Origin of the sequence: Streptomyces sp. Ru72 (genome assembly GCF_002920635.1) — a bacterium.
Taxonomy (GTDB): Bacteria; Actinomycetota; Actinomycetes; order Streptomycetales; family Streptomycetaceae; genus Streptomyces.
The window spans coordinates 1-21,063 of the sequence record NZ_PQSR01000037.1; the positions used below are offsets into that span (position 1 = coordinate 1).

At 69.3% G+C, this 21,063-nt stretch carries 24 protein-coding genes and 1 pseudogene; 11 read left to right on the forward strand and 14 right to left on the reverse strand.

From position 1 onward, the window contains the following. Positions 1-234 (reverse strand): NUDIX domain-containing protein (locus C3488_RS18820; RefSeq protein WP_258053493.1); only part of this gene is annotated, 234 nt, incomplete at its 3' end. 547 nt (positions 235-781) lie between these two features. Between C3488_RS18820 and C3488_RS18825 the strand changes: the two genes are divergently transcribed. Next, positions 782-2,110 carry a HEAT repeat domain-containing protein gene (locus C3488_RS18825; RefSeq protein ID WP_146067883.1) on the forward strand — a complete coding sequence of 443 codons (1,329 nt, stop codon included), beginning with the start codon at positions 782-784 and terminating at the stop codon, positions 2,108-2,110. A gap of 12 nt (positions 2,111-2,122) precedes the next feature. Here the strand turns inward: C3488_RS18825 and C3488_RS42385 are convergent, their stop codons facing one another. Next, complete coding sequence (locus C3488_RS42385) at positions 2,123-2,710, reverse strand: response regulator (RefSeq protein WP_103840901.1); 588 nt, start codon at positions 2,708-2,710, stop codon at positions 2,123-2,125. Positions 2,711-2,883: 173 nt separating this feature from the next. On the opposite strand from C3488_RS42385, the gene C3488_RS18835 reads away from it, so the two are divergent. Continuing rightward, positions 2,884-3,888 carry a DUF1259 domain-containing protein gene (locus tag C3488_RS18835; protein ID WP_219822319.1) on the forward strand — a complete coding sequence of 335 codons (1,005 nt, stop codon included), beginning with the start codon at positions 2,884-2,886 and terminating at the stop codon, positions 3,886-3,888. Continuing rightward, entirely contained in the window at positions 3,885-4,250 is a 366-nt protein-coding gene (locus C3488_RS18840) for a hypothetical protein (protein ID WP_103840904.1), read from the forward strand. The genes C3488_RS18835 and C3488_RS18840 overlap by 4 nt, the downstream gene beginning before the upstream one ends. 269 nt (positions 4,251-4,519) lie before the next feature. On the opposite strand, the gene C3488_RS40580 is transcribed toward C3488_RS18840, so the two are convergent. From C3488_RS40580 to C3488_RS18875, 7 genes are all read right to left on the reverse strand, one after another. Beyond that, positions 4,520-4,684 (reverse strand): hypothetical protein, encoded by a 165-nt coding sequence (locus tag C3488_RS40580; protein WP_181139078.1) that lies wholly within the window; start codon positions 4,682-4,684, stop codon positions 4,520-4,522. A gap of 360 nt (positions 4,685-5,044) precedes the next feature. Next, positions 5,045-5,998, reverse strand: a complete 954-nt coding sequence (locus C3488_RS18850) for an IS481 family transposase (RefSeq protein ID WP_103840906.1) — start codon at positions 5,996-5,998, stop codon at positions 5,045-5,047. Between the two features lie 122 nt (positions 5,999-6,120). After that, on the reverse strand, positions 6,121-6,399 hold the full coding sequence (locus C3488_RS18855) for a hypothetical protein (protein WP_146067884.1): 279 nt from the start codon (positions 6,397-6,399) through the stop codon (positions 6,121-6,123). Between the two features lie 368 nt (positions 6,400-6,767). Then, the gene (locus tag C3488_RS18860; protein WP_103840979.1) at positions 6,768-7,241 is read right to left on the reverse strand and encodes a GNAT family N-acetyltransferase; all 474 of its coding nucleotides are present in this window, start codon (positions 7,239-7,241) and stop codon (positions 6,768-6,770) included. Between the two features lie 32 nt (positions 7,242-7,273). Next, positions 7,274-7,693, reverse strand: coding sequence for an arsenate reductase ArsC (locus C3488_RS18865; protein ID WP_103840910.1), 420 nt, complete (start codon positions 7,691-7,693; stop codon positions 7,274-7,276). Next, positions 7,693-8,466, reverse strand: coding sequence for an MIP/aquaporin family protein (locus C3488_RS18870; protein WP_181139079.1), 774 nt, complete (start codon positions 8,464-8,466; stop codon positions 7,693-7,695). Before C3488_RS18870 ends, C3488_RS18865 begins: the two co-directional genes overlap by 1 nt. Beyond that, the gene (locus C3488_RS18875; protein ID WP_103840912.1) at positions 8,463-8,843 is read right to left on the reverse strand and encodes a helix-turn-helix transcriptional regulator; all 381 of its coding nucleotides are present in this window, start codon (positions 8,841-8,843) and stop codon (positions 8,463-8,465) included. Before C3488_RS18875 ends, C3488_RS18870 begins: the two co-directional genes overlap by 4 nt. 86 nt (positions 8,844-8,929) lie before the next feature. Here C3488_RS18875 and C3488_RS18880 point away from each other — a divergent pair, with 86 nt between their 5' ends. The 3 genes from C3488_RS18880 to C3488_RS40585 all read left to right on the forward strand — a co-directional run bounded on the left by C3488_RS18880 (position 8,930) and on the right by C3488_RS40585 (position 10,803). Further along, the gene (locus C3488_RS18880) at positions 8,930-9,436 is read left to right on the forward strand and encodes an ArsI/CadI family heavy metal resistance metalloenzyme (protein WP_103840914.1); all 507 of its coding nucleotides are present in this window, start codon (positions 8,930-8,932) and stop codon (positions 9,434-9,436) included. A gap of 217 nt (positions 9,437-9,653) precedes the next feature. Then, the gene (locus C3488_RS18885; RefSeq protein WP_146067885.1) at positions 9,654-10,406 is read left to right on the forward strand and encodes an NAD(P)-dependent oxidoreductase; all 753 of its coding nucleotides are present in this window, start codon (positions 9,654-9,656) and stop codon (positions 10,404-10,406) included. A 79-nt stretch (positions 10,407-10,485) separates the two neighbouring features. After that, the gene (locus tag C3488_RS40585; protein ID WP_181139080.1) at positions 10,486-10,803 is read left to right on the forward strand and encodes a hypothetical protein; all 318 of its coding nucleotides are present in this window, start codon (positions 10,486-10,488) and stop codon (positions 10,801-10,803) included. Here C3488_RS40585 and C3488_RS18890 read toward each other — a convergent pair whose 3' ends face one another. From C3488_RS18890 to C3488_RS18900, 4 genes and pseudogenes are all read right to left on the reverse strand, one after another. Beyond that, on the reverse strand, positions 10,804-11,271 hold the full coding sequence (locus tag C3488_RS18890) for a hypothetical protein (RefSeq protein ID WP_103840918.1): 468 nt from the start codon (positions 11,269-11,271) through the stop codon (positions 10,804-10,806). It abuts the gene before it with no gap. A gap of 107 nt (positions 11,272-11,378) precedes the next feature. After that, entirely contained in the window at positions 11,379-11,648 is a 270-nt protein-coding gene (locus C3488_RS41620) for a transposase (RefSeq protein WP_258053503.1), read from the reverse strand. Positions 11,649-11,748: 100 nt separating this feature from the next. Further along, positions 11,749-12,483, reverse strand: a pseudogene (locus C3488_RS41625) (ISL3 family transposase); the annotation flags it as partial. A 438-nt stretch (positions 12,484-12,921) separates the two neighbouring features. Next, the gene (locus C3488_RS18900; protein ID WP_103840920.1) at positions 12,922-15,057 is read right to left on the reverse strand and encodes a glycogen debranching N-terminal domain-containing protein; all 2,136 of its coding nucleotides are present in this window, start codon (positions 15,055-15,057) and stop codon (positions 12,922-12,924) included. Between the two features lie 136 nt (positions 15,058-15,193). Here C3488_RS18900 and C3488_RS18905 point away from each other — a divergent pair, with 136 nt between their 5' ends. The 5 genes from C3488_RS18905 to C3488_RS18925 all read left to right on the forward strand — a co-directional run bounded on the left by C3488_RS18905 (position 15,194) and on the right by C3488_RS18925 (position 19,938). After that, the gene (locus C3488_RS18905) at positions 15,194-16,243 is read left to right on the forward strand and encodes a LacI family DNA-binding transcriptional regulator (protein ID WP_103840922.1); all 1,050 of its coding nucleotides are present in this window, start codon (positions 15,194-15,196) and stop codon (positions 16,241-16,243) included. A gap of 275 nt (positions 16,244-16,518) precedes the next feature. Then, the gene (locus C3488_RS18910; RefSeq protein ID WP_103840924.1) at positions 16,519-17,370 is read left to right on the forward strand and encodes a glycoside hydrolase family 32 protein; all 852 of its coding nucleotides are present in this window, start codon (positions 16,519-16,521) and stop codon (positions 17,368-17,370) included. Between the two features lie 121 nt (positions 17,371-17,491). Then, positions 17,492-18,394: an aminoglycoside phosphotransferase family protein gene (locus C3488_RS18915; protein ID WP_103840926.1), complete on the forward strand. Its 903-nt coding sequence runs from the start codon at positions 17,492-17,494 to the stop codon at positions 18,392-18,394. A 297-nt stretch (positions 18,395-18,691) separates the two neighbouring features. Next, on the forward strand, positions 18,692-19,075 hold the full coding sequence (locus C3488_RS18920; RefSeq protein WP_103840928.1) for a peptidoglycan-binding protein: 384 nt from the start codon (positions 18,692-18,694) through the stop codon (positions 19,073-19,075). A gap of 221 nt (positions 19,076-19,296) precedes the next feature. Then, positions 19,297-19,938 carry a nucleotidyltransferase domain-containing protein gene (locus C3488_RS18925; protein ID WP_103840930.1) on the forward strand — a complete coding sequence of 214 codons (642 nt, stop codon included), beginning with the start codon at positions 19,297-19,299 and terminating at the stop codon, positions 19,936-19,938. Positions 19,939-20,029: 91 nt separating this feature from the next. Here C3488_RS18925 and C3488_RS18930 read toward each other — a convergent pair whose 3' ends face one another. Further along, entirely contained in the window at positions 20,030-20,584 is a 555-nt protein-coding gene (locus C3488_RS18930) for a bifunctional 2-polyprenyl-6-hydroxyphenol methylase/3-demethylubiquinol 3-O-methyltransferase UbiG (RefSeq protein ID WP_258053495.1), read from the reverse strand. Positions 20,585-21,063: the final 479 nt, after the last annotated feature.

Below are 21,063 nucleotides of genomic sequence, written 5' to 3' on the forward strand. Positions count from 1 at the left end.
CAGCTCCCGACGGGCCGTCTCCCCCAAGGACCGGTCACCGGGCTCGCGCCCCCCGCCTAGCAGGGACCACGCTCCCGGCTCCCAGATGCCAGGGACCTGATCTCGCAGGTGCAGCAAGTACTCGCCGCGGTCGTTGACGATCAGGACCGATGCGTTCTCAGGCTCTGGAATGGACGAGTCGGAGTCGAGTGGTCCGGTAATTGTCGGTGCTTCTTCGTGAGCTGAGGCCAACACGTCCCCCAGAAGTCGCGCGAGAGTTCGATGTCGCCCAGCTCAACGACACAGCGAGTCTGCCGAACGCACGTTTTTCAGACGTGTTGAGATCCGCACCAGGAAGGGAGCCACGAGACGTGCGGGATGAGAAGGGTTGCGCGGCGGGTCGGAACGTGGCCCGCCGCGCTTGTGGTGCTCAACTACGCCACGGGTCGCAGCCACTCATCCGCTCGAGGCCATACCCGTGGGTTCATGGCGCCGCGAAGATTGAGCCGTTCTGCGCACTTTCCTTCGATGGCGTTGAGCGCGTCGCCCGGGTGTGATCTTGGAGGTGGAGTACGCGTACATGGGTGAAGACGGCTCGCTTGTGCGGGTCCGCCTATGCTCACCCAGGCGCGCACTGAGGTCGTCGTCGCGACTCTTCCCGGTCGTCTTGGAGGTGGTCTTCGGCAACTCGGGTTCGTGGATGTCCGATTCATCCGAGGCGCAGCCGGTGACCGTAACTACGGTGCTGGCTCGTCCCGGCCAGGACCATTCAGTGTCAGCGGTCCCTGCGAGCATACAGATCATGAAACGATCCGACGATCTCCTGGCAGGGCTGGACGACATCGACTGGGCAGCCCTGGGGCACGCCTATGGCAGCGCCGAGGACGTGCCCGGCCAGCTCCGGACGGTGTGCGGACTGGACGAGGAGGCCCGGAAGAGCGCCTTCCGCAGCCTGTTCGGCAACATCTTCCACCAGGGCACCCGGTACTCGACCTCTCCGTACGCCGTGCCGTTCCTCACCCGAATCGCCGTCGCGGGCCCGGTCGGCGCCCGGGCCGACGCGCTGCTGCTGCTGACCCGTCTGGCCATTGATTGGCACGACGAGTACGACCTCCCGCTCGGCATCGACACCGCCGCGTGGCGCGCCACAGCCATCAGCCCCGAAGAGAATCTGCGCTGGTACGACGAGCAGATCGCCGCCGAGACCGACGAGGAGCGGCTGAAGAACCTGTGCGAGGGACGGGCGTACTGTGCGGCGGGGCACCCCGTCGACGCCCGCGAGGGCGCACTGCGCTCCTATGACGCGGTCCGCGCCCAGCTTCCCGTCCTGCTCGAACTGCTCGACGACCAGGACCCCGAGATCCGCACCAAGACCGCGTACCTCCTCGGCTGGTTCCCCGAGGAGGCCAACGCCACCCTGCTCCCATTGCTGGCCTGCCTCGACGGCGAGCGGGACCCAGTCTGCGTCGCCACGGTCCTCGTCTCGGTCGGGCTGATCGCCGACCACGACCCGGACGGCCGACTCCGGCACCACCTCGACCACGAGCACCCCTTGCCGCGCTGGGCCGCCGCCACCGCCCTGACCCGCTTGCTGGTCGCACACCCGGCCACCGCGTCCGGCCTGCCGCCAGCGGAGCGCATCGCCGCCGAGCTGGCGGCCTTCGGCGCCGGGCCGGCCCCCGAGACCGCCACCGCCCACCACGCGGGCGACCTGCACAGCTACACCGTCCGCAGCCTGCTGCACCTGATGGGCGCCGCCGAGGACCCGGACGGGGTCCTCCTGGAGATCGTCCGCGCCCTGCCTCGCATCGAGGAGACCGGAGTCGTGCCCCGCCCGCTGGCGGTCCGCGCCGAGAACCTGCTGGAAGCCCTGTTCGACCCCGCGGACACCGTACCGGTGTTCGCCGAGCTCTCCCCTGGGCGCCGGGAGTTGCTGAGGGTCCTGGCCGAGCTGCTGACCGCCGCGGATTTTCAGCCCGTGCCGTTCGGCTCCGACCTCCACGAGCGGTTCACCCAGTACGGCCTCCCCGGTACCCGCCCCGCCCTACGCGCCTACGTCGGACTGTCCACCGAGGGTGAGGACCCGAGCGCTCCCCTCCCCGACCCCTGGGCACCGTTCCGCAACCACTGATCCCACCGCCCCTCACCGAGCGCTGGCCGCTGGCCGAGATCGGGTGGCAGGAACCCAGCAGCGGTCAAACTCACCTGGCAAACGTCTGGTCGCCGCCCGCGGCGATGAGCTGCAGGCGTTGCGCGAGCTCGCACGCTGGAGCAGACCGAGCCCCGCGAGGGCGACGAAGCCGCCCGGGCCGAACTCACCCGCCGCGCGGGAGGGTACGTCCAGGCCGACGTCGACGCCTGGCTCGCCCACGCCCTGGCCGCGCGCATTGGGCACTACGCGGATCCGGCAGCCCGCGAGACCGCCGCCATTCTCCTGCCGCAGCCCGTCCTCGCCCACGCCGCGCTGGACGCGGTCGGCAACGGCGTCCTTGGCGGTGAGCATCAGCACCGGCAACCAGGTGCCGCGCCAGCGTAGCGCAGCGCAGACCTCGAAGCCGTCCAGACCGGGCAGCATCACGTCCAGCACCATCGCGCCGTAGGCGGCCACGTCCGTCAGGGCGAGGGCCTGTGGCCCGTCCTCGGCCGTGTCAACGGCGTAGCCCTCCTCGGTCAGGGCCCGGCGCAGCAGATCCCGCATCTTGGGCTCGTCCTCGACCACCAGGATCCGCATGATGCCATCCCTCTGCCTTCTGCTGCTGCGCGCCGTTTGCCCCCACGATCCCGGTCGCTGATGAAGCTGTCATGAAGTCACCCAGATGGCGGTGCTCTTCATGCCAGCTTCATCAGCGGCGGCTTGTCTGGCCACACAGGCACCATCGACGAGGAACTCGACGAGGAGTGGTCATGTCACCCCATTCGCACATGAAGCCGGCCGTAGGGGCAGCGGCCACCCTCCTTTTGGTGGCGGGTTCCGGCCTGCTGGCGGGCTGCGGCTCCGCGACGACAGAGGGCGCTGCAGGTGGCGATACGCAGGCGGTCGCGGATCAGACCGCCACCCACGGCCAGGCGCAGCAGCCCGAGCAGACCACCGAGAAGGACTGGAAGCCGGTCGCCGACGCCCTCGGCCGTACCGGCACCCTGATGAAGGGCACCGTCTACCGCGTCCCGCTGCCCCGCAAGGACCTCACCGTCACCACTCAGGGCATCACCATCAAGCCGGGCCTCGCGCTTGGCGGCTACGCGACCTTCGCCAAGTACCACGACGGAACCATGCTCATGGGCGATCTGGTCGTCACCGAGGACGAACTGCCCAAGGTCACCGACGCGCTGCAGGCCGCCGGGATCGAGCAGACCGCGCTGCACAAGCACCTGCTCCAGCAGTCCCCGGCGATCTGGTGGACACACGTCCACGCCATGGGCACCCTGGCCGCTCTCGCCAAGGGCCTGAAGTCGGCGCTGGCCGCGACCGCCATCCCGCCAGCCTCGCCGCCCCCGGCCACCCAGCCGCCCATCGACCTGAACACCGCAGGCATCGACAAGGCGATCGGCCGCAAGGGCACCGCCGACGGCGGCATCTACAAGTTCTCCATCCCCCGTAAGAACACCGTCACCGACGGCATGCACGTGCTGCCGCCCGCGCTCGGCATCACCACCGCCATCAACTTCCAGCCGCTGGGCGGCAACAGGGCCGCCATCAACGGCGACTTCGTCATGACCGCACCCGAGGTGCAGAAGGTCATCCGCGCGCTGCGCAAGGGAGGCATCGACATCGTCGAACTCCACAACCACTCCCTGAACGACCAACCGCGCCTGTTCTACATGCACTTCTGGGCCACCGGCGACGGCGTCACCCTGGCCAAGGCACTGCGCCCGGCGCTGAACGCGACCGCGCTGGCTCCCACGTCGTGATCGGTTGGGGCCAGATCGTCTACGGCGCCGTGCTGTCAGCCGTCGTCGCCGCCGTCCTCATCGCCGTCACCCGTGGCCGCAGCCGTGCCGTCGTCGCGACCGGCGCGCTCGCTGCGGCCGTCGGCCCCCTGGCCTGGAACGCGATCCTGCGCGCCGCCCACGGAGATCAGTTCTTCACCGACGCACCCGTGATCGTCTTTCCCGTCAGCTGGCAGGACACCGGCTCCGGCGTCTTCACCCTGGCAGCCGCGTCCCTCGGCTACGGGCTCGGCCCGCTGGCCGCGCAGCCGAGCCGCACCAGCATCCGCAACGCGCTCCTGGCCGCTATCGCGGCTCTTCTCGTGGACATCTACCTGTACTGATACCTGTACTGAACGGCCCGGTCGTCCCGCCGCCGCTCGCCCCCGCGGGCGGCGGCGGGACGACCGGGTCTCTTCACCACCAACCCCGGGAAAGCCCACACATGATCCGTCGTTTCAGCCCTCGAGTTCTGCTGGCCCTTGCCACCGGGCTGGTCCTCGCCGTCGTCGCCGCCGTGGCCGGCGTAACGCTCACCCGGGTCGGCGGCCAGGCACCCAAGGTGGCGCTGCCGCTCCGCTCGGTGAAGGAGATCGCACTGCCGGGTGACAGCTCACGCTTCGACTACGCGAGCCTCGACCTCGACCGTGGGCTGCTGTTCATCGCCCACCTCGGCGCGAGCCAGCTCATCGAGGTGGACGTTCACACGGACCGCGTCGTACGCACCATCGACGGACTGGCCGGCGTCCATGGCGTGCTGGTCGTCCCCTCCCGCCACACGGTGTACGCCACCGCCACGAAGGCCAACCAGATGGTGGCCCTAGACGAGACCACCGGCAGAGTCCTGCAGCGCAGCCCCACCGGCGACTACCCCGACGGACTGGCCTACGACCCCGTGCACGACACGGTGTGGACCACCAACGAGTCCGGCGGCTCGGAAACCGTCGTCGACGCCAGCAGCGGAGCGGTCCGCGGCACCGTCACACTGGGGGGCGATGCCGGCAACGTCGCCTACGACCCCACCACCCGGCAGATACTCGTCGACGTCCAGACCCGCAACCAGCTTGCCGTGATCGATCCGGCCTCCCTCCACATCACCCGCCGCGTCCCTCTGCCCGGCTGCGACCACGACCACGGCCTAGCTGTACTGACCCGTGAGGTTGGGGACGCGGCTGGCGGGTGGTTGGCCTTTCAGCGCGGTGTGTCCGCGGTGGTGATTGTAGGTGTGGAGCCAGCCGGGGAAGGTGTCGCGTCGCTCCTGCTCCGAGCGGTAGGGGCGGGCGTAGGCCCACTCGTCCAGCAGCGTGCGGTTGAAGCGTTCGACCTTGCCATTGGTCTGGGGCCGGTAGGGCCGGGTGCGCTTGTGCGTGATCCCGGCGCGGGCCAGCTCGTCTCGCCAGTCGTGTGAGCGGTAGCAGGCGCCGTTGTCGGTCAGGACCCGCTCGACGGTGATCCCGCACTCGGCGAAGAAGGCGTGGGCCCGCTTCCAGAAGCTGGTGGCTGTCTCCTTCTTCTCGTCGGTGTGGATCTCGCTGTAGGCCAGGCGGGAGTGGTCGTCGACGGCGGTGTGCACGTAGCTGTAGCCGACGTTCGAGCGGGTCTTTCGGCCTGTCTGCCGGCCCAGGACCTTGTGTCCGCCGCCGTCGGGGATGTTGCCGAGTTTCTTGATGTCGACGTGGACCAGTTCGCCTGGCCGTTGGCGTTCGTAGCGGCGTATGACACGGCCGGTTGCCCGGTCCAGATGCGCGAGGCGGGCCAGGCCGTAGCGGGTCAGCACGCGGTGCACGGTCGAGGGCACCAGCCGCAGCAGGCCCGCGATGCGGGCTGGTCCCCAGCGGCGCAGGACACGAACCTTGATGATCCGGCGCTCGGTGCGGGTGGGGGTGCGGCGCGGGCTTGTGCGCGGGCGGGAGGAGCGGTCGCACATCCCGGCCTCACCGAACTGCCGGTAGCGCTCAGCCCACCGCTGGGCTGTCGTCGGCGAGACCTGGAAGCGTTCCGCGGCGCGTCTGAGGGGCCAGTCGTCCTCGACCACGCAGCGAGCCAGACGCAGGCGGCCGGTCTCGGTCAGGGGTGCATTACGGTGGGGCACGAGGGCCTTTCTGTTGCTGGTGCAGATGTCGCAATCCACACCAGGCCAGAAGGCCCTCACCCATTTCAAGATCGATCAGCCGTGAGCCCTGTCACCGTCCACAGCCTCCCGGAACAGAACACCTAGCCCTCGCCCCCACCGACCAGCTGGCGTTTGTCGCCTGCGACGGCAACGCCCGCCTGCTCACGATCGACCTGACCAGCTGGCGCGTCACCGGCACCGACCAGGTCGGCCAGGACCCCGACGTCCTCGCCTACGACCCCACCGCCCGCCACCTCTACGTCGCCGTCGAATCCGGCTGAGTCACCACCGCCAACAACCACAACCGGCACCTCACCGTCACCGGCCGCGCCCTCCTGGCCGACGGCGCCCACGTCGTCGCCGTCGACCCCACCACCCACCTCAGCTACTACCCCATCCCACACGGCGCCGGCGGACACCCGGCGCTGCTCGCGTATCGGCCCGGCCCATGAACCCTGACGAGACCGACAGGGATTGGTGTAACCGGCCTAGTAGGCGAGGCGCCGAGACGACCGCGTGAGCTGCGTCTTCGCTGGTGGAGTGCTTCGTTAGAGCCCCGGAGCCGCCAACTATCGTGCAGAGGTCCCGCCAACTGCGGTGACCAGAAACGCTGCGACCTGCAGAGACTCCCCGAGCAATCCGCCAACTATCGCGAACAGTCACAGCGGCTGTGACACCGGCCGATAGCTGGCGGTTCCGATCGCTACCTGGCGAACGAGGCGACGGACTGGGCACCAGCCGTGCAGGGTCAGGTGATTGCGGGACTGCGACGTTCGACGAGGACGACGTCGCGCCACGTTCCGTGGTGGCGGCCAATGCGTTCGCGGGTGCCGATAACGCGGAATCCGGCCCGCTGGTGCAGGGCGAGGCTGGCGGTGTTCTCCGGGAAGATGCCGGACTGCACCGTCCAGATCCCGGCGGCGTCGGTGGAGGCGAGCAGAGCAGTCAACAGGGCACGGCCGACTCCTCGACCGCGGGCGGCGGGGTGGACGTAGACGGAATGCTCGACGACACCGGCGTACGCGCACCGGTCGGAAACCGGCACCACGGCAGCCCAGCCCAGGACCCGGCTGTCCTCGTTCAACGCGACGAGGCGGTGCTCGTCCAGCTTGGCGGCGTCGAACGCCTCCCAGCTCGGGGCGGTGGTCTCGAAGGTGGCGTTGCCCTCGTCGATACCCAGCTGGTAAATCGCCAGGACCTGCCCCGCGTGCTCCGGCCGCATCGGCGCGATGCGCACGCCGGTCACGGTGTCCCTCACGCCACCGCCTCAATGCCGAGTTCGGCGAGCAGGCCGCGGATGCGCCGCTCGATCTCATCCCGGATCGGCCGCACCGCAGCGACGCCCTGTCCGGCCGGGTCATCCAGCTGCCAGTCCAGGTACCGCTTGCCGGGGAAGTACGGGCAGGCGTCGCCGCAGCCCATGGTGATCACCACGTCCGAGGACTGCACGGCCTCGGTGGTGAGGACCTTCGGGATCTCGGCGGAGATGTCGATGCCGGCCTCCTTCATGGCCTCCACCACGGCCGGGTTAACGGCGCTCGCGGGGGCGGACCCGGCCGAGCGAACCTGAACGCGGTCGCCTCCGAGGTGGGTCAGGAAGGCGGCGGCCATCTGGGACCGGCCGGCGTTGTGCACGCAGACGAACAGCACGGAGGGAACGGCAGAGGTGCTCATCAGGTCAGGGCGCTTTCTTCGGCGGAACGGGCGGGAGCGGCGGACTGCTGCCCACCATGGGGAACGACGACCTCGTCCTCACTCACGGCGGCCGGGCGGCCGAAGCAGACGCCGACCAGGCCCAGGCCGACAGCGGCGCCGATCAGCTGGGCGGCGACGAACGGCAGCACGGAGGTGGGGGCGATGCCGGCGAAGGTGTCGGTGAACGCCCGGCCGATCGTCACGGCCGGGTTGGCGAACGACGTGGAGGAGGTGAACCAGTACGCCGCCCCGATGTAGGAGGCGACCAGTAGCGGCGCGAGGTGCGCGCGGCCGGCGCGGGCCAGGCCGAAGACGAGCCAGACCAGCCCGGCGGTGGCCACGACCTCCGCCAGCCACAGATGTCCGGCGAACCGGTCGTGGGTGGAGAAGCGCACCAGCGGCTTGCCGAACATGGCGTCGGCCAACACCGCGCCGACGATCGCCCCGGCGACCTGGGCAGGCACGTACACCGCGACGTCGCGCAGGGCCAGGCCGTCGCCGGTGCGGCGGCCGGTGAACCAGGCGGCGAGGCTGACCGCCGGGTTGAAGTGCGCCCCCGACACCGAGCCGAGCAGGGCGATCAGCACGCCGAGGCCGAAGACGGTGGCGAAGGAGTTCGCCAGCAGCTGCACCCCGACGTCACGGGTCAGTTCGGTGGCCTGGATGCCGGAGCCGACCACCACCGCGACCAGCGCGGCCGTACCGAGCCCCTCGACGACGGCCCGCCGCAGCAGCGGAGCCGGCGCGCTCACGCGGGGGCCTTCGCGGACACGACGGGGATCTGGAGCAGGGCGGAGAGCTTCGCCAGAGCCTCGGGGAGCACCCAGTAGTACACCCAGGTCCCGCGCCGCTCGGAGCCGACCAGCCCCGCCTCGCGCAGCACCTTCAGGTGGTGGGAGATCGTCGGCTGGGAGACATTGAACGGGCCGATGAGGTCGCACACGCACGCCTCGCCACCCTCGTGGGAGGCGATCAGCGACAGCAGCCGCAACCGGATCGGGTCGGACAGCGCCTTGAACATCCGCGACAGCTCAGCCGCAGCCTCCTCGCCCAGCGGCTCGCGGACCAGCGGCGCGCAGCACGCCGCGTCGTCCTGCCCGAGCACCGGCAGACCAGCTTGTTTCGACATACCTCAATATTGACAGCCGTCGATCCTGGCGGCAAGGTCGGTTGTATCGACAGACGTCGAAACAGCCCGTTTGATGGGAGACCGCCATGTCCCGTATTCAGCTCGCCCTGCGTGTCGCCGACCTCGAAGCCTCGATCGCCTTCTACTCCAAGCTTTTCGGAGCCGAGCCGGCCAAGCGCCGCGAGGGCTACGCCAACTTCGCCATCACCGAGCCCCCGCTCAAGCTCGTCCTCATCGAGGGCGAGACCGACGAGGACACCCGTCTGGACCACCTCGGCGTGGAGGTCGCCACCACCGACGAGGTCACCGCGGCCACCACCCGACTCAAGGACGCGGGCCTGGCGACCTTCGAAGAGAACGACACCTCCTGCTGCTACGCCCTCCAGGACAAGGTGTGGGTCACCGGCCCCGGCAAGGAGCCCTGGGAGGTCTACGTCGTCAAGGCCGACGCCGACACCCTGGAGAAGGCCGGCACCGCTCCGGACGCCTGCTGCGGCACCACAGCCTGCTGTACCCCCGACGAGCAGGCCGTCGACCCGACCCAGACCCCGGCCGAAGCCAAGGTTGCCGCCGGATGCGCCTGCACCAGCTGACCCTGGGAACGCCCCGGCGATGGCGGCCGCAAGGCGATATGACATCGGCCGCGGCGACCGCGCCAAGGTGCGGTGTAGCAGATGCAGTCGACCAGTAGGTCGGTACCGTCTCCCAGGGCAGCCTGGAGCTGACTGTCGTCAGACCGGTCCGCCGCGACAAAGCGGGCTAGCCGACGCCCGGCTCCTGCTGCCACTGGCCAGGAACGCCATCTCCACGGTGTTGATCTCCAGCAAGGCCGTGTACGTCGATGCCGACGGCAACCACTCCAACTCCGACGCTCCGCCCCGCTACGACGGTCCTGTCCGCGAAACCCAGCCCACCCTGCCCCCCGGTGACATGGACTACCAGTCACGGGAGGGATACGGCCCCAACAAGGTCGCGGCCGAGCATGTCGCCCTGGACAGCGGCTTGCCCATCACTGTCGTGCGCCCTTCGCGCATCCACGGTGTGGGCGCGGCCCGCCCCAGGGAATGGGTGGTCGTCAAACGCGCCCTGGACCGTCGCGGTGTTGTGCTGCTCGCCAACCGGGGCAACGGGGTCGTCCACCCGACGGCGGCGGCCAACATCGCCGCTCTCATCGAAACGGCCGCCGACAAGCCCGGCGCGCGCATCCTCAACTGCGCGGACCCCGACGCGCCGAGCGCACTCGAGATCTTCCGCGCCATCGCCCGGCACCTGAAGCACACCTGGGAAGAAGTCCTCCTCGACGACACGGTTCCGGACACCCTGGGTCGAACCCCCTGGGACTCGCCCCACCCGGTGGTCCTCGACACCTCCGCCGCGGAAGCTCTCGGGTACCGGCCAGCCGGCGACTACGCGACGACAGTCGCTGCTGAGATCGACTGGCTGCTCGACGCCGCCCGGGCCGGCGACCGGGCGGGAATCCTGCCCAAGACGGAGGACCCGTACTTCAGCCGGTTCTTCGAGTACGCAGCTGAGGATGCGTTCCTCGCCGGGCGCACACACTGAGGTCCGGGGCACGTACGGCCAGCAGTCCGGCCCGGCCGTTACTGGACTCCTTCAGGCGCGGCGGAGAAGCTCATGCCGCGTGAGTCTCGGGGCATTCGACGAGGTGGCCGCGTTCGAAGCGGTCTCCGGCGCGGACAAGGGCGACGAGGTGGGGGCCCTGCTCGCCCATGCCTTCCTCGCCATCACCGCCGCAATCGAACGCCGAGACCAGACGCTGACCGACGACGGAACGAGCCCGAACGGGTCTGGCTTTGTTCACGAGTTGCGTCGTCAGTTGTTCACGGTTTGGGAGGCACCCAGATCCACGGTCGGGTCATGTTCACGAGTTTTGGGCTCTGGCACAGATCTTGGGGAGCGGTCGCGGAGCATCACCGGTCAGGTCGTTTCGCGGCTGTAATCACACTTGTTCTTGGTAGATCCTGATTTCCTGGGGATGGGAGTGGCGGACGATCGTCCAGAATTCCTGGCGGCCAAGGCCGTCGGCCCAGCGGTCGAGTTCGTCGTCCGTGTCGTGGAAGAACCAGGACTCGAAGTGCCCCAGCGCCCGAAGTTGAGGGACGGGCTCGTATCGAAGTTCGCAGTGGAGCTGGATGTAATGATCACGCTCGCCGGAAGCGTCGTTGATCTCGAACTGCCGGGCAAGGTCCAGCGTGAAGACGGGCGGTCCCTCGAAGGCGTGAGTCCCGTACTGGAAGAGAAGGCCATCAGCGTCCGGCGTATCCGCGGTGTCGAATCGTTGGGAGCCGAAGCGTACGAACCTGAGCCACACCTCGTCCAAGTCCAACTCGGCCAGGGGCTGCTGCCCACGGCTCAGCTCATGTTGAAGTCGCTCCTCGGCCCGGTCTATGGGCAGTCTCCTCGACATCCCTGTCCTTCGCGGTCTCGACGGAATCTGTGGCCTCGCGGCGATCTTCTCAGCCCACCACACTCGCTGACGTGATCAGGGTTGGCTGCAGAGCCTGGGGCGAGACGCTATTGGAGCAGGATCATCTTGCGGAGTAACTCGAATCCGGCACGTCCGTAGAGCTGCCTCTTGATCTTCTTGATGCGGTTCACGGCGCCTTCCGTGCCGCCGGAGCTCCAGTGCAAGGTGAGGCCGGCGGTCACCGCATCGAGGTCTCGAAGCAGATGGAGGGCGAAGTTGGTGAGGCCGGGCAGCTGGCTGGCATCGACGGCCTCGATCCATGCGGGGAGCGTGGGACCCAGCCGGTGAGCTGTCCGGTCCGCCGCGCACCGAGTCATTGGGCGGCGCCTCAACGTCCGTTTGTGTTGGCGCTGTGGGTCCGTTCAGGCATTCGCGGTGGGCGGCGACGCAGGTTTCCACGGCTCGGCCGATGCCCTGCCACAGGTGGAACCGGTCGGCGACCTGGATCGCGGCGGGAGCGCCGAGTCGCGCGCCCTCGGCATAGGCGCCCGCTCGGTCACGGCAGATGATCTCCACGCCCGGGTGGGTGGCCAGCCACGCGGCCAGCGGTCCCGAGTCGCGCGTCGGAATCACGTCCACCACGCGATGGGTTTCTCCACAGGTCAAGACGGTGGAGTAGGTCTGCCCACGGCGGGTAGCGAAGTCGTCCACACCCAGCACTCGCGGCGTGCTGGGCTGCGGGTCAGGCAGCGCCATGACCTTGCGCAGCAGGGTCATCCGTCCCACCTGGAAACCCAGGTGGGCGGTCAGCCGAGCGCCGGCCCGTCCGGCGAGTGCAAGCCCGACGCGCTCCAGGACCTCGCCCAGCCGCGTGGTGAAGCGCGCGTACGGGGCGGTCAACTGAGCGAACGGCTCGGCGAACGTGCGACGCGGGCAGTTGTCCGTGCTGCAGATGAAGCGTCGGACCGTCAGATGTATCACGACACTCTGTTCAGCGAGCGGCAGATCCTTCAGTCTGCGCTGGTAGGAGTCGTGCACTCGGCTCGAGGAGCGGCCGCAGTCCGGACATGCTGCCCCGGCTGTCCGGCCTCTGGCCGTGACGTCGATCGTGCCGAAGGCGGCGGTCACCGCTTCGACGTCCACGTCGTCGATTCCATCGAACACGAGCGAGTCCCAGAACGTTGCGTCGGCCTGCACGACAAGCACCGTCACTGCTCGCTGCGGTCACCGGAGAGGTCGAGCGCAGAGCTGACGGAGCGTCACTCCCTGCTGCAAGGCGGGAAGGCGTACGCGGTCTCACACGAATCTGGGTCCTTGCAATCGAACGCCGCGGTGACGCTTCGCGACCGCTCCCCAAGATCTGTGCCAGAGCCTCTTTTTCATGTACGAAGCCACTCAGCCGGACTGCCGGTGGCCGGCGTGGAAGGCATGACCGTGTGACGTGGAACCTGCCTGATCCGATGCTGACCGTGGCCGTGAACAACTCCGCTCTGCCCACCGGGTGGGCGGCGGAGCCGAAATTATGGACAGGGTTTAATGCTGTCCGTTGTCCGCTTCTCGACGCCTGTTGGTGCCCGCATCGAGGGGATCCTCAACGCACGGGTTGTCACGGGTCGTGAGCTGGCCTGAGCACAGCAGCGATCGGTGCAGTCACTCCGGATTGGCTTTGATCACCGAGATCCCTGCCGGTGCTGCCACTCTCGCCGTGCCGTCGGCCGCGATGGCGACGTCGAGTGAGCCGTCGGCCGCCCGGAGCCCCGTCACCGTCAGCGGGCCGTACGCGTCCGCGAAGGTGGGGGTGACCGTGACCGTGCCGCCGGGCACATCCGTCTCCAGTCCGAGGGCTGCCTGGACCACGAGGACGGCTGACGCCGCCGCCCATGCCTGCGGCCGGCAGGAGGCGGGGTAGGGCGCGGGGCGGGTGCCGGCCTGGGCGCCGTGGCCAGCGAAGAGTTCGGGCAAGCGGGCGTCGAAGTCGGCGGATGCGGTGAGCAGGCCCGCCGCGAGCGAGGCGGCCGCTTGGGAGAAGCCTGCCCGGACGAGACCGTGCACGGCGATCGCCGTGTCGTGCGGCCAGATCGAACCCGTGTGGTAGCCGTAGGGGTTGAAGCCCCCCGATTCGCTGCTCAGGGTGCGTAGTCCGTGGCCGGAGTCGAGGTCCGGTGCGCTCAGTCGGGCCGCGATCAGGGCGCTTTCCTCGTGGTTAAGCATGCCGATGCCGAGCAGGTGGCCGATGTTGGAAGTGACCGAGTCGACGGGGCGGCCGTCACGGTCCAAGGCGACGGCCGGGTAGGCGCCTTGGGAGTCCTGCACCCAGAAACGCCTGCGGAAACGCGTGGCCAGCCGCTCGGCCCAGTCCTCCCATTCGTCGGCTCCCGGACGGCCGAAGGCGCGCAGCAGTGCGGCTCCGCCGCGCGCGGCTTCGTAGGCGTACGCCTGTACCTCGCACAGCGCGATCGGGGATGCGGCGAGGCGCCCGTCGCGGTGGCGGATGGAGTCGTCGTGGTCCTTCCAGCCCTGGTTGGTCAGGCCGCGGCCGGTCTGGTCGACGTACTTGAGGAAGCCGTCGCCGCTCACGTCGCTCTGCTCGCGCATCCAGGACAGGGCCGCCTCGGCGTGCGGCAGGAGCTGTTCGACCTCTTGCGAGGCGAGGCCCCAGCGCCAGGAGTCGTGCAGCAGGATGATCCACAGGGGGGTGGCGTCGATGGTGCCGTAGTAGATCGGTGGCAGGACGAGGGTGTCGCTGAACTGCTGGGTGCTGCGCCGTACTTCGTGCAGGATCTTGCCCGGCTGTTCCTCGGTCGTCGGGTCGGCCAGGGCGCCCTGGCGGCGAGCGAGGGTGCGCAGGGTACCGGCGGCCAGATCGGTCCCCAGGGGCAGGAGCATGCGGGCCGCCCAGAGGGCGTCGCGGCCGAAGAGTGTCAGATACCAAGGGGCTCCGGCGGCCAGGAACTGATCGGGGCGGCCCGCCGGGGTGCCGGCTGAGAGCGGGTCGGTCAGGCGCAGCCGGTCCAGGTCGGCGAGGGACTGCTGCAGCCAGCGGTCCAGGCGCCGGTCGGCGCTGCGCAGCACGGGCGTGCTCCACGGCACGTCTTCGGCCGGTGCGGCCGGGAACTGGTCGCCCTCGGCCTGTGCCGCCGTGCAGGCCAGGAGTATGGTCCACGACCGGCCGGGGGCCAGATCGATGTCGTACGACAGCCGCCCGGATGTCGCGTCCAGTGTGTCGGGCACCGGCGTGCTGAGCAGTCGTACCGTGAGCCCGTCGCGGGACCAGACCAGTCCGCCCGCCGTGGCCTGGGCGGGTATGTCGTCGAGGTGCTGCCCGGACTTCACCCGGTCCATCGAGGCGAGGTCGGTGGCCGCCTCCACGGTGAGCCGGAAGCGGACGGGCTGCGCGCCGGAGTTGGTGACCTCGAAGGTCTCCTCCAGGCGGCCGGAAACGACGCTGCGGCGGCGGTGCAGCGCCACCACCGGGTCTTCCGTCACCTCGCCCAGGCCCCGGAAGACCGCCCGGAAGCCGGCTCGGTCGGCGCCCTGCAATCCTCCGGAAACCGGCGCGAGAGGGATGCCCGCGGCGGCGACCGTCAGCCGGGCCAGCGCCCTGCTGTCGCCGTGGAAGAAGCCGTCCGCACCGCCTGTGACCTGGCCGTCCGCCCGCGAGATGACGAAGCTCGGGGCGTGCAGCGTGACGACGGCGTCATGCAGGAACGGCTGCAGGCCCTGGGCCGCGGCAGCGGAGGCGGTGGCGGAAATGTTGCCGTCGTGGGGCTTGACAGTGACGTCCAACGGGGCGCAACCTCTCGTTCATTAAATCGATAAAACGAACCTAAACACGAGGCCACATGACTGACAAGCCGCTCTGAATCGCTTAAATAGAGGCCACAACTCGTCTCTTTCCGTCTGACCGATCCTGGAGATCGTTATGCCCCGCTCCCCTCGCAGCTCCTCGGCCAAGGGCCCGGTGACCATCGCCATGGTCGCCGCCCGGGCCGGTGTCTCCGCGCCGACCGTGTCCAACGCGATCAACGCGCCGGAGAAGTTGCGCCCCGAGACCCTTGAGCGGGTGCTGCGGGCGATCGAGGAAACGGGCTACCGGCCCAGCCGCGCCGCCCAGACCCTGCGCACCCGCTCCAGCAAGCTGATCGGCTACGGTGTCAGGCCTACCCCGCCCGGCACCACGGCCCCGGTCATGGACCGTTTCCTGCACGCCCTGTCGAAGGCCGCCGACGAGGCCGGCTACCGCATCCTGCTGTTCGCCTCACCGCCCGGCGGCGCAAGCCTCACGGGATATGAGGACCTCCTCGACCAGCACGATGTCGACGGTTTCGTCCTCAGCGACACCGACGAGCGAGGGGATCCGCGACAGCCCTGGCTGGACAAGCAGGGGGTGCCGTTCGTGGCCTTCGGCCGGATGTGGTCGAAGCGGCAGATCGGCGACTGGGTGGATGTGGACGGCGCCGCCGGCACCGACGCGGCGGTAGAGCATCTGATTTCGCTCGGCCACCGCAAGATCGCCTTTCTGGGCTGGGAGCGCGGTTCGTGCGTCGGTGACGACCGTGCCGAGGGCTGGCAGCGGGCCATGCGACGGCACGACCTTCCGACGCGGGCCCGGCGGGCCCAGAGCGCCGATGACGTCGATGCCGCGCGCAGTGCCGTCAAACCTCTACTGGACGCGGGCGCTACCGCGGTGATCGCGGCCAGTGACACCCTCGCTCTGGGCTGCTACTACGCGCTGCGCGAGCGCGGGGCCACCCCGGGCCGGGACGTGGCCGTGGTCGGTTTCGACGACTCGCCGACCGCCGGCATCCTCTCGCCCGGCCTGACCTCCGTCGCCCAGCCGCTGGAAGCCGTCGGCCGGGAATGCGTCCGGCTGCTGCTGGCACGCATGGCCGACCCGGACGCCGAGCCCGAACGGGTCCTGCTGGAGCCGTCGTTGGTCGTCCGCGACAGCACCCCCGCACCGGACGCCTGAACCAAAGAGGCTGAGCCGCCATGTACCTGTGCACGACACAACGCCCAAACCGAGCCGACCAGCGCAGTGCGCCCCGGCCACGCACCCGTCCGGCACGGCAGGTGCGTCTTCGAACCACCGGTGTGGCCGGTCATCCCTGACCTGCCCGGCCGCACCGGTTCGACCGCGGCGCCCCGCGCCCTCCCCGCCCCGCGCGCGGGGCGCCGCCGAGCCGCCCATGGCCCGCACCCGCCGCTGAGCGCGGTTCGCTCTCCGATCCACCGAAAGGCACGCGTGTGTCCACCGCACCCCTCGATCCGCACCGGCCCGTCGCACACCTGCGCCCGCCCCAAAACTGGATCAACGACCCCAACGGACTGGTCTTCCACGACGGCCACTACCACGTCTTCCACCAGTACAACCCGCACGGCGCGACCCACCCGATTCATGCACTGGGGCCACTTCCGCAGCCCCGACCTGATCAGCTGGGAACCCCTCCGATCGCTCTGGCCCCGACCCCGGGCGGCGTCGACGCCAACGGCTGCTTCTCCGGCAACGCCGTCTCCGACGGCGACCGGATGATCGCCTTCTACTCCGCCTACCGCCAGCAGAGCCCACACCACCAGCCGGTCACCACCGCCACCTCCCACGACGGCGGACACACCTTCACCCCGCGCGGCCGACTGCTCATCCCCAAGGTGCCCGACGGCTGCACCATGTACCGCGACCCCTACGTATGGCAGCACGCGGACGGCTGGCGGATGCTCGTCGGCGCCTCCCTCGCCGACGGCCGCGGCGCCGCCCTGCTCTACGACTCGCCCGACCTGGAGACCTGGACCTACCGCGGCCCGTTCGCCGCCCACCACAAGCAGGACGTCGGCCACGCCGGCCTGCACACCGGCAAGGGCTGGGAATGTCCCCAGTACCTCCCGGCCGCCGGCGGCGGGCCCGGCGCCCTGATCTTCAGCGCGTGGAACGACAACGACAGCCCCCGCTGCGTCGTAGCTCTGATCGGCGAGGAAGACGGCGACGCGTTCGAGGGCGGGCCGCCCGTCTTCGTCGAGCATGGCCCGGAGGGTTACGCGCATGCGCTGCTGCGCGCACCCGCTGGCCGGTGGCTGCTGTGGGGCGTGGACTCGGGGGCATAGGTGCCTGTTCCTGATCCGAACATGCCAGGCTCGTTTTTGCGATCTCTCGCAGTGAAGGCCGTTTGGCTAGATCTTCTGGAGAGCGAGAGCCGCTCCACCTGCCCCAGTACTGTGACTTCGCATGACCGACTCTGAGATCGAGATCACCGCAGACCTGGTCCGCGAGCTGCTGCGGGAGCAGCATCCGGACCTTGCGGGGTTGGCCATCCGTGAAGTAGCGGGCGGGTGGGGCAACCAGATGTGGCGCCTTGGGGACGAGTTGGCCGTGCGCATGCCACGCATGGAAGGTGCCACGGATCTCCTGCGCAAGGAGTGCCGGTGGCTGCCTGTCCTGGCCCCGCGTCTTCCGCTCCCGGTTCCGACGCCTGTGCGGATCGGCCAACCGTCCGCGCGTTTTCCGAGGCCCTGGAGCGTTATGACGTGGGTCCCCGGCGAGCCACTGGACTACACCTCGATCAGCCGCGGCGACCATTCGGCCGACACTCTGGCGGGCTTCCTCAGGGCACTCCATGTGGAGGCGCCCACCGAGGCGCCCACCATGTCGGACCGTGGCGCCCACCCCAAGAAGTGCACGGACGGCTTCGAGAATTTCCTGCAAGGCATTGCCCCCGGCGGCATTGCCGCCGACGTCCGGGCCGTCCGGGCCGTCTGGGACGATGCTGTAGCGGCCCCCGAGTGGGAGGGTCCGCGGGTGTGGCTGCACGGTGACCTCCATCCCGCGAATGTCGTCGTCTCGGACGGGACGCTCTCGGGCGTGATCGACTTCGATGCCATGTTCGCCGGCGATCCGGCCTGGGACCTCGCGGCCGCGTGGGTGCTGCTTCCCGCGGGCGCGGGCCCACGGTTCTTCGAGGTGTACGCGCGTGCGGACGAGGCGACGGTCCGGCGCGCCCGCGGGCTGGCTGCAATGAAGAGCCTCTTCCTCATCCTCATGGGCCAGGCCGGAGATCGGGGCCTTCCGGGCGGCAAGCCGACCTGGGGACCCGCAGGTCGGGCAGCGCTCGATCGTGTTCTGGCAGCGTGATGAGTGGCTTTGTATCTCAGTGCGGGAGTCGTTTCGAGATGACTGCGGGAGCCACCTTCTAACCGAGTTTGCGATGTCGGTTTGTTTTCACGTCGCCCAGGCCCTGGCCCGGCTCCGCCGCGATACCGCCGCCGCCAAAGGGCGGCTGTACCGGTGGTGTGTTGTGCGCCGGGTGATGCGGCGTGTGCTCTTGTGCGCCCCTTCGGTATTCCGCCTCTGCGGCCGGTGCGGGGATAGCTTCATTGCCAGATATCCCAAGTGGCGGGCCGGGCCCGCCGGACTGGAAGGAGCGCTGGCTTGCTGAAGCGTGCGGGGTTGTCGGTGGCTGCGGCTGCCGTGCTTGCTGGGGCTGTGGTACCGGTTGGTCTGACGAGTGAGGCTTTCGCCGCTGGGGCCAAGGCGGGGGTGTGCAAGTCGTCGGTGGACGGTACGTACTGCGGCTACTACTCGGGGTCGGCGTACACCGATCGCGGTGATACGGGGGCCAAGGTGAAGGAGATCCAGGCGCTGCTGATCCATCATCACGACTACTCGGTGGGCCCGAAGGGTGTGGACGGCTACTTCGGGGCGGGAACGGAGTCGGCGGTGAAGCGACTCCAGAGGGGTCATGGGTTGAAGGCCGACGGCATTGTGAGTGCGAAGACGTGGGACCGGCTGCGTGGAGAACCGTTGGATCGCTGAGGGCGATCTTCTCCGGGTGAGCCCCCCGTCGCTGACGGGCTGTGCGTGCGACGGCGGCCTTGGTACTGGTGGGCTCGCGTATTCAACTGTCGCCGGTTCCCCGAGGAACCCAGCCCGCTGGTGACCGGCTGTGATCGCCAGCGGCGTACAACTCGCAGGACTCGTTCATCGCCTTCATCGACTACGGCCAGGGCCTTCGAGTCCGCTGATAGATTCCTTCGGTGAGCGAGCCACTACCCAGCGGCGGCATCGAGCTGTCACCCGACGAGATCGAAGCCCTCCCCGCCAGGTGGTCATCATGCTGGGCCCCGAGTGAGGTCGCGCAGCGGCTGGCTGGGACCAGCACGCCCTGGTACGTGGCCGCGGGCTGGGCGCTGGACTTGTTCCGCGGCACGCAGACGCGCGCTCATGGAGACATCGAGATCGCGATTCCGGCCGCGAGCTTTCCCGAGGTCCGCCACCGCTTCCCCGGATACGTCTTCGACGCTGTAGGCAGCGGCCGGATCTGGGAGGACGCCACACCGGAGGTGCTGGCCGCCGTGCACCAGACATGGCTCCGCGATCCGGCCACCGGAAACTACCTGCTCGACGTGTTCCGCGAACCGCACGACGGCGACACCTGGATCTGCCGACGCGATGAGAGGATCCGGCTTCCCTACAGCGACATCGTCCATCACACCCAGGACGGCATCCCGTATCTGGCGCCCGAACTGGTCCTGCTGTTCAAGGCCAAGCACGCCCGCCGAAAGGATCAAACAGACTTCGAGGCGACCGTCCCGCACATGACCTCGGCTCAGCGCGAGATCCTGGCCGAGCTACTCGCCCGCGTACACCCGGGACACCCCTGGATCGCGGGCCTGTAGCCAACGGTTTACTGGTGTGACCGCCTAATCGACTGTCGCCGGTCCCCGAGGAAGCCAGCCTGTTGGTGAGCTTGTCGTTTAACCTTCGCCCTCATGGATGCTCGGCTGCGACGATCAAGAAGTTGGGGAGGTGGACGTAGCTCTCGATGCCAGGTTCAGTGTCCGCTGTCTCCCGCGCGATGCCGGGTTCGAGGCCCGGCTCGGCGATCTCGCGTAGTCGGCATCCGAGCGCGGCCAGTTCGTTGAGGTAGGCCGAGATCGGCCGGTGGAAGTCCGTTGCGCGGGTGAGGGGGATCTCGTACTCCTCCAGGTACCGCCTCAGGCGGTACTCCCCGTGTTTGCGCCAGGTGGCCAGCAGTTGCTCGAAAGCGGGATGGTTGACGGAGAAGAGGAACAGTCCGCCAGGTCGCAGGGCCTGCACGCAGGCTCGCATGGCGGGCTTCCAGTCGGGGATGGCGGGTAGCATCATGCTGCAGATGACGGCGTTGTACCCGCTGCCCACATCTGGCATCCGGGTCAGGTCGGCTTGGATGCAGTGGATGCCCTGCTGGAGGGCACGCTCCTTCTCCTGGTTGCAGGCGAACATCGCGTCGGTGGGCTCGACGCCGGTGACGTGGGCACCGCGGGTGGCCAGCACCTTGCCCACCTTGCCTGGCAGGCCGATCGGGTCGCCCCCGGACTACTGGCCGCGACCGACGCCGCTCCAGAACCGCAGGTCGAACAACGGACGCTTCCGTCCACCCCGACCATGGGCCCAACCGTGCCCCCGAGCAGACGTGGTCGGGCCCATGGTCGGGGGCGCCCCGGTTCACCGGGCGCGGGTGACCACGGCGACCAAGACGCCGGCACCGACCAGCGCGACCGTCAGCGGCTGGGTGAGCCGCGGGAGGCGGTAGACGGCGTAGGCGAGCACGCCGAGCGGCCGAATGGAAGTTCCGGGCCGTCGGGCAGGGGTTGCGGGGCTAACCCCCGGGTCCCCGACCTTGGTGGCGCCCTGTCCGGACTGGCCGACCGTGACCCCGATGCCGTCCACAAGGCGGCCGAAGAGATCACCGGCCGCGGAGGGTGCGGCTGGTGTCTGAGCCAGGACGCCGAGGCCGCGCAGATGGCGTCAGCGGGCCTGGT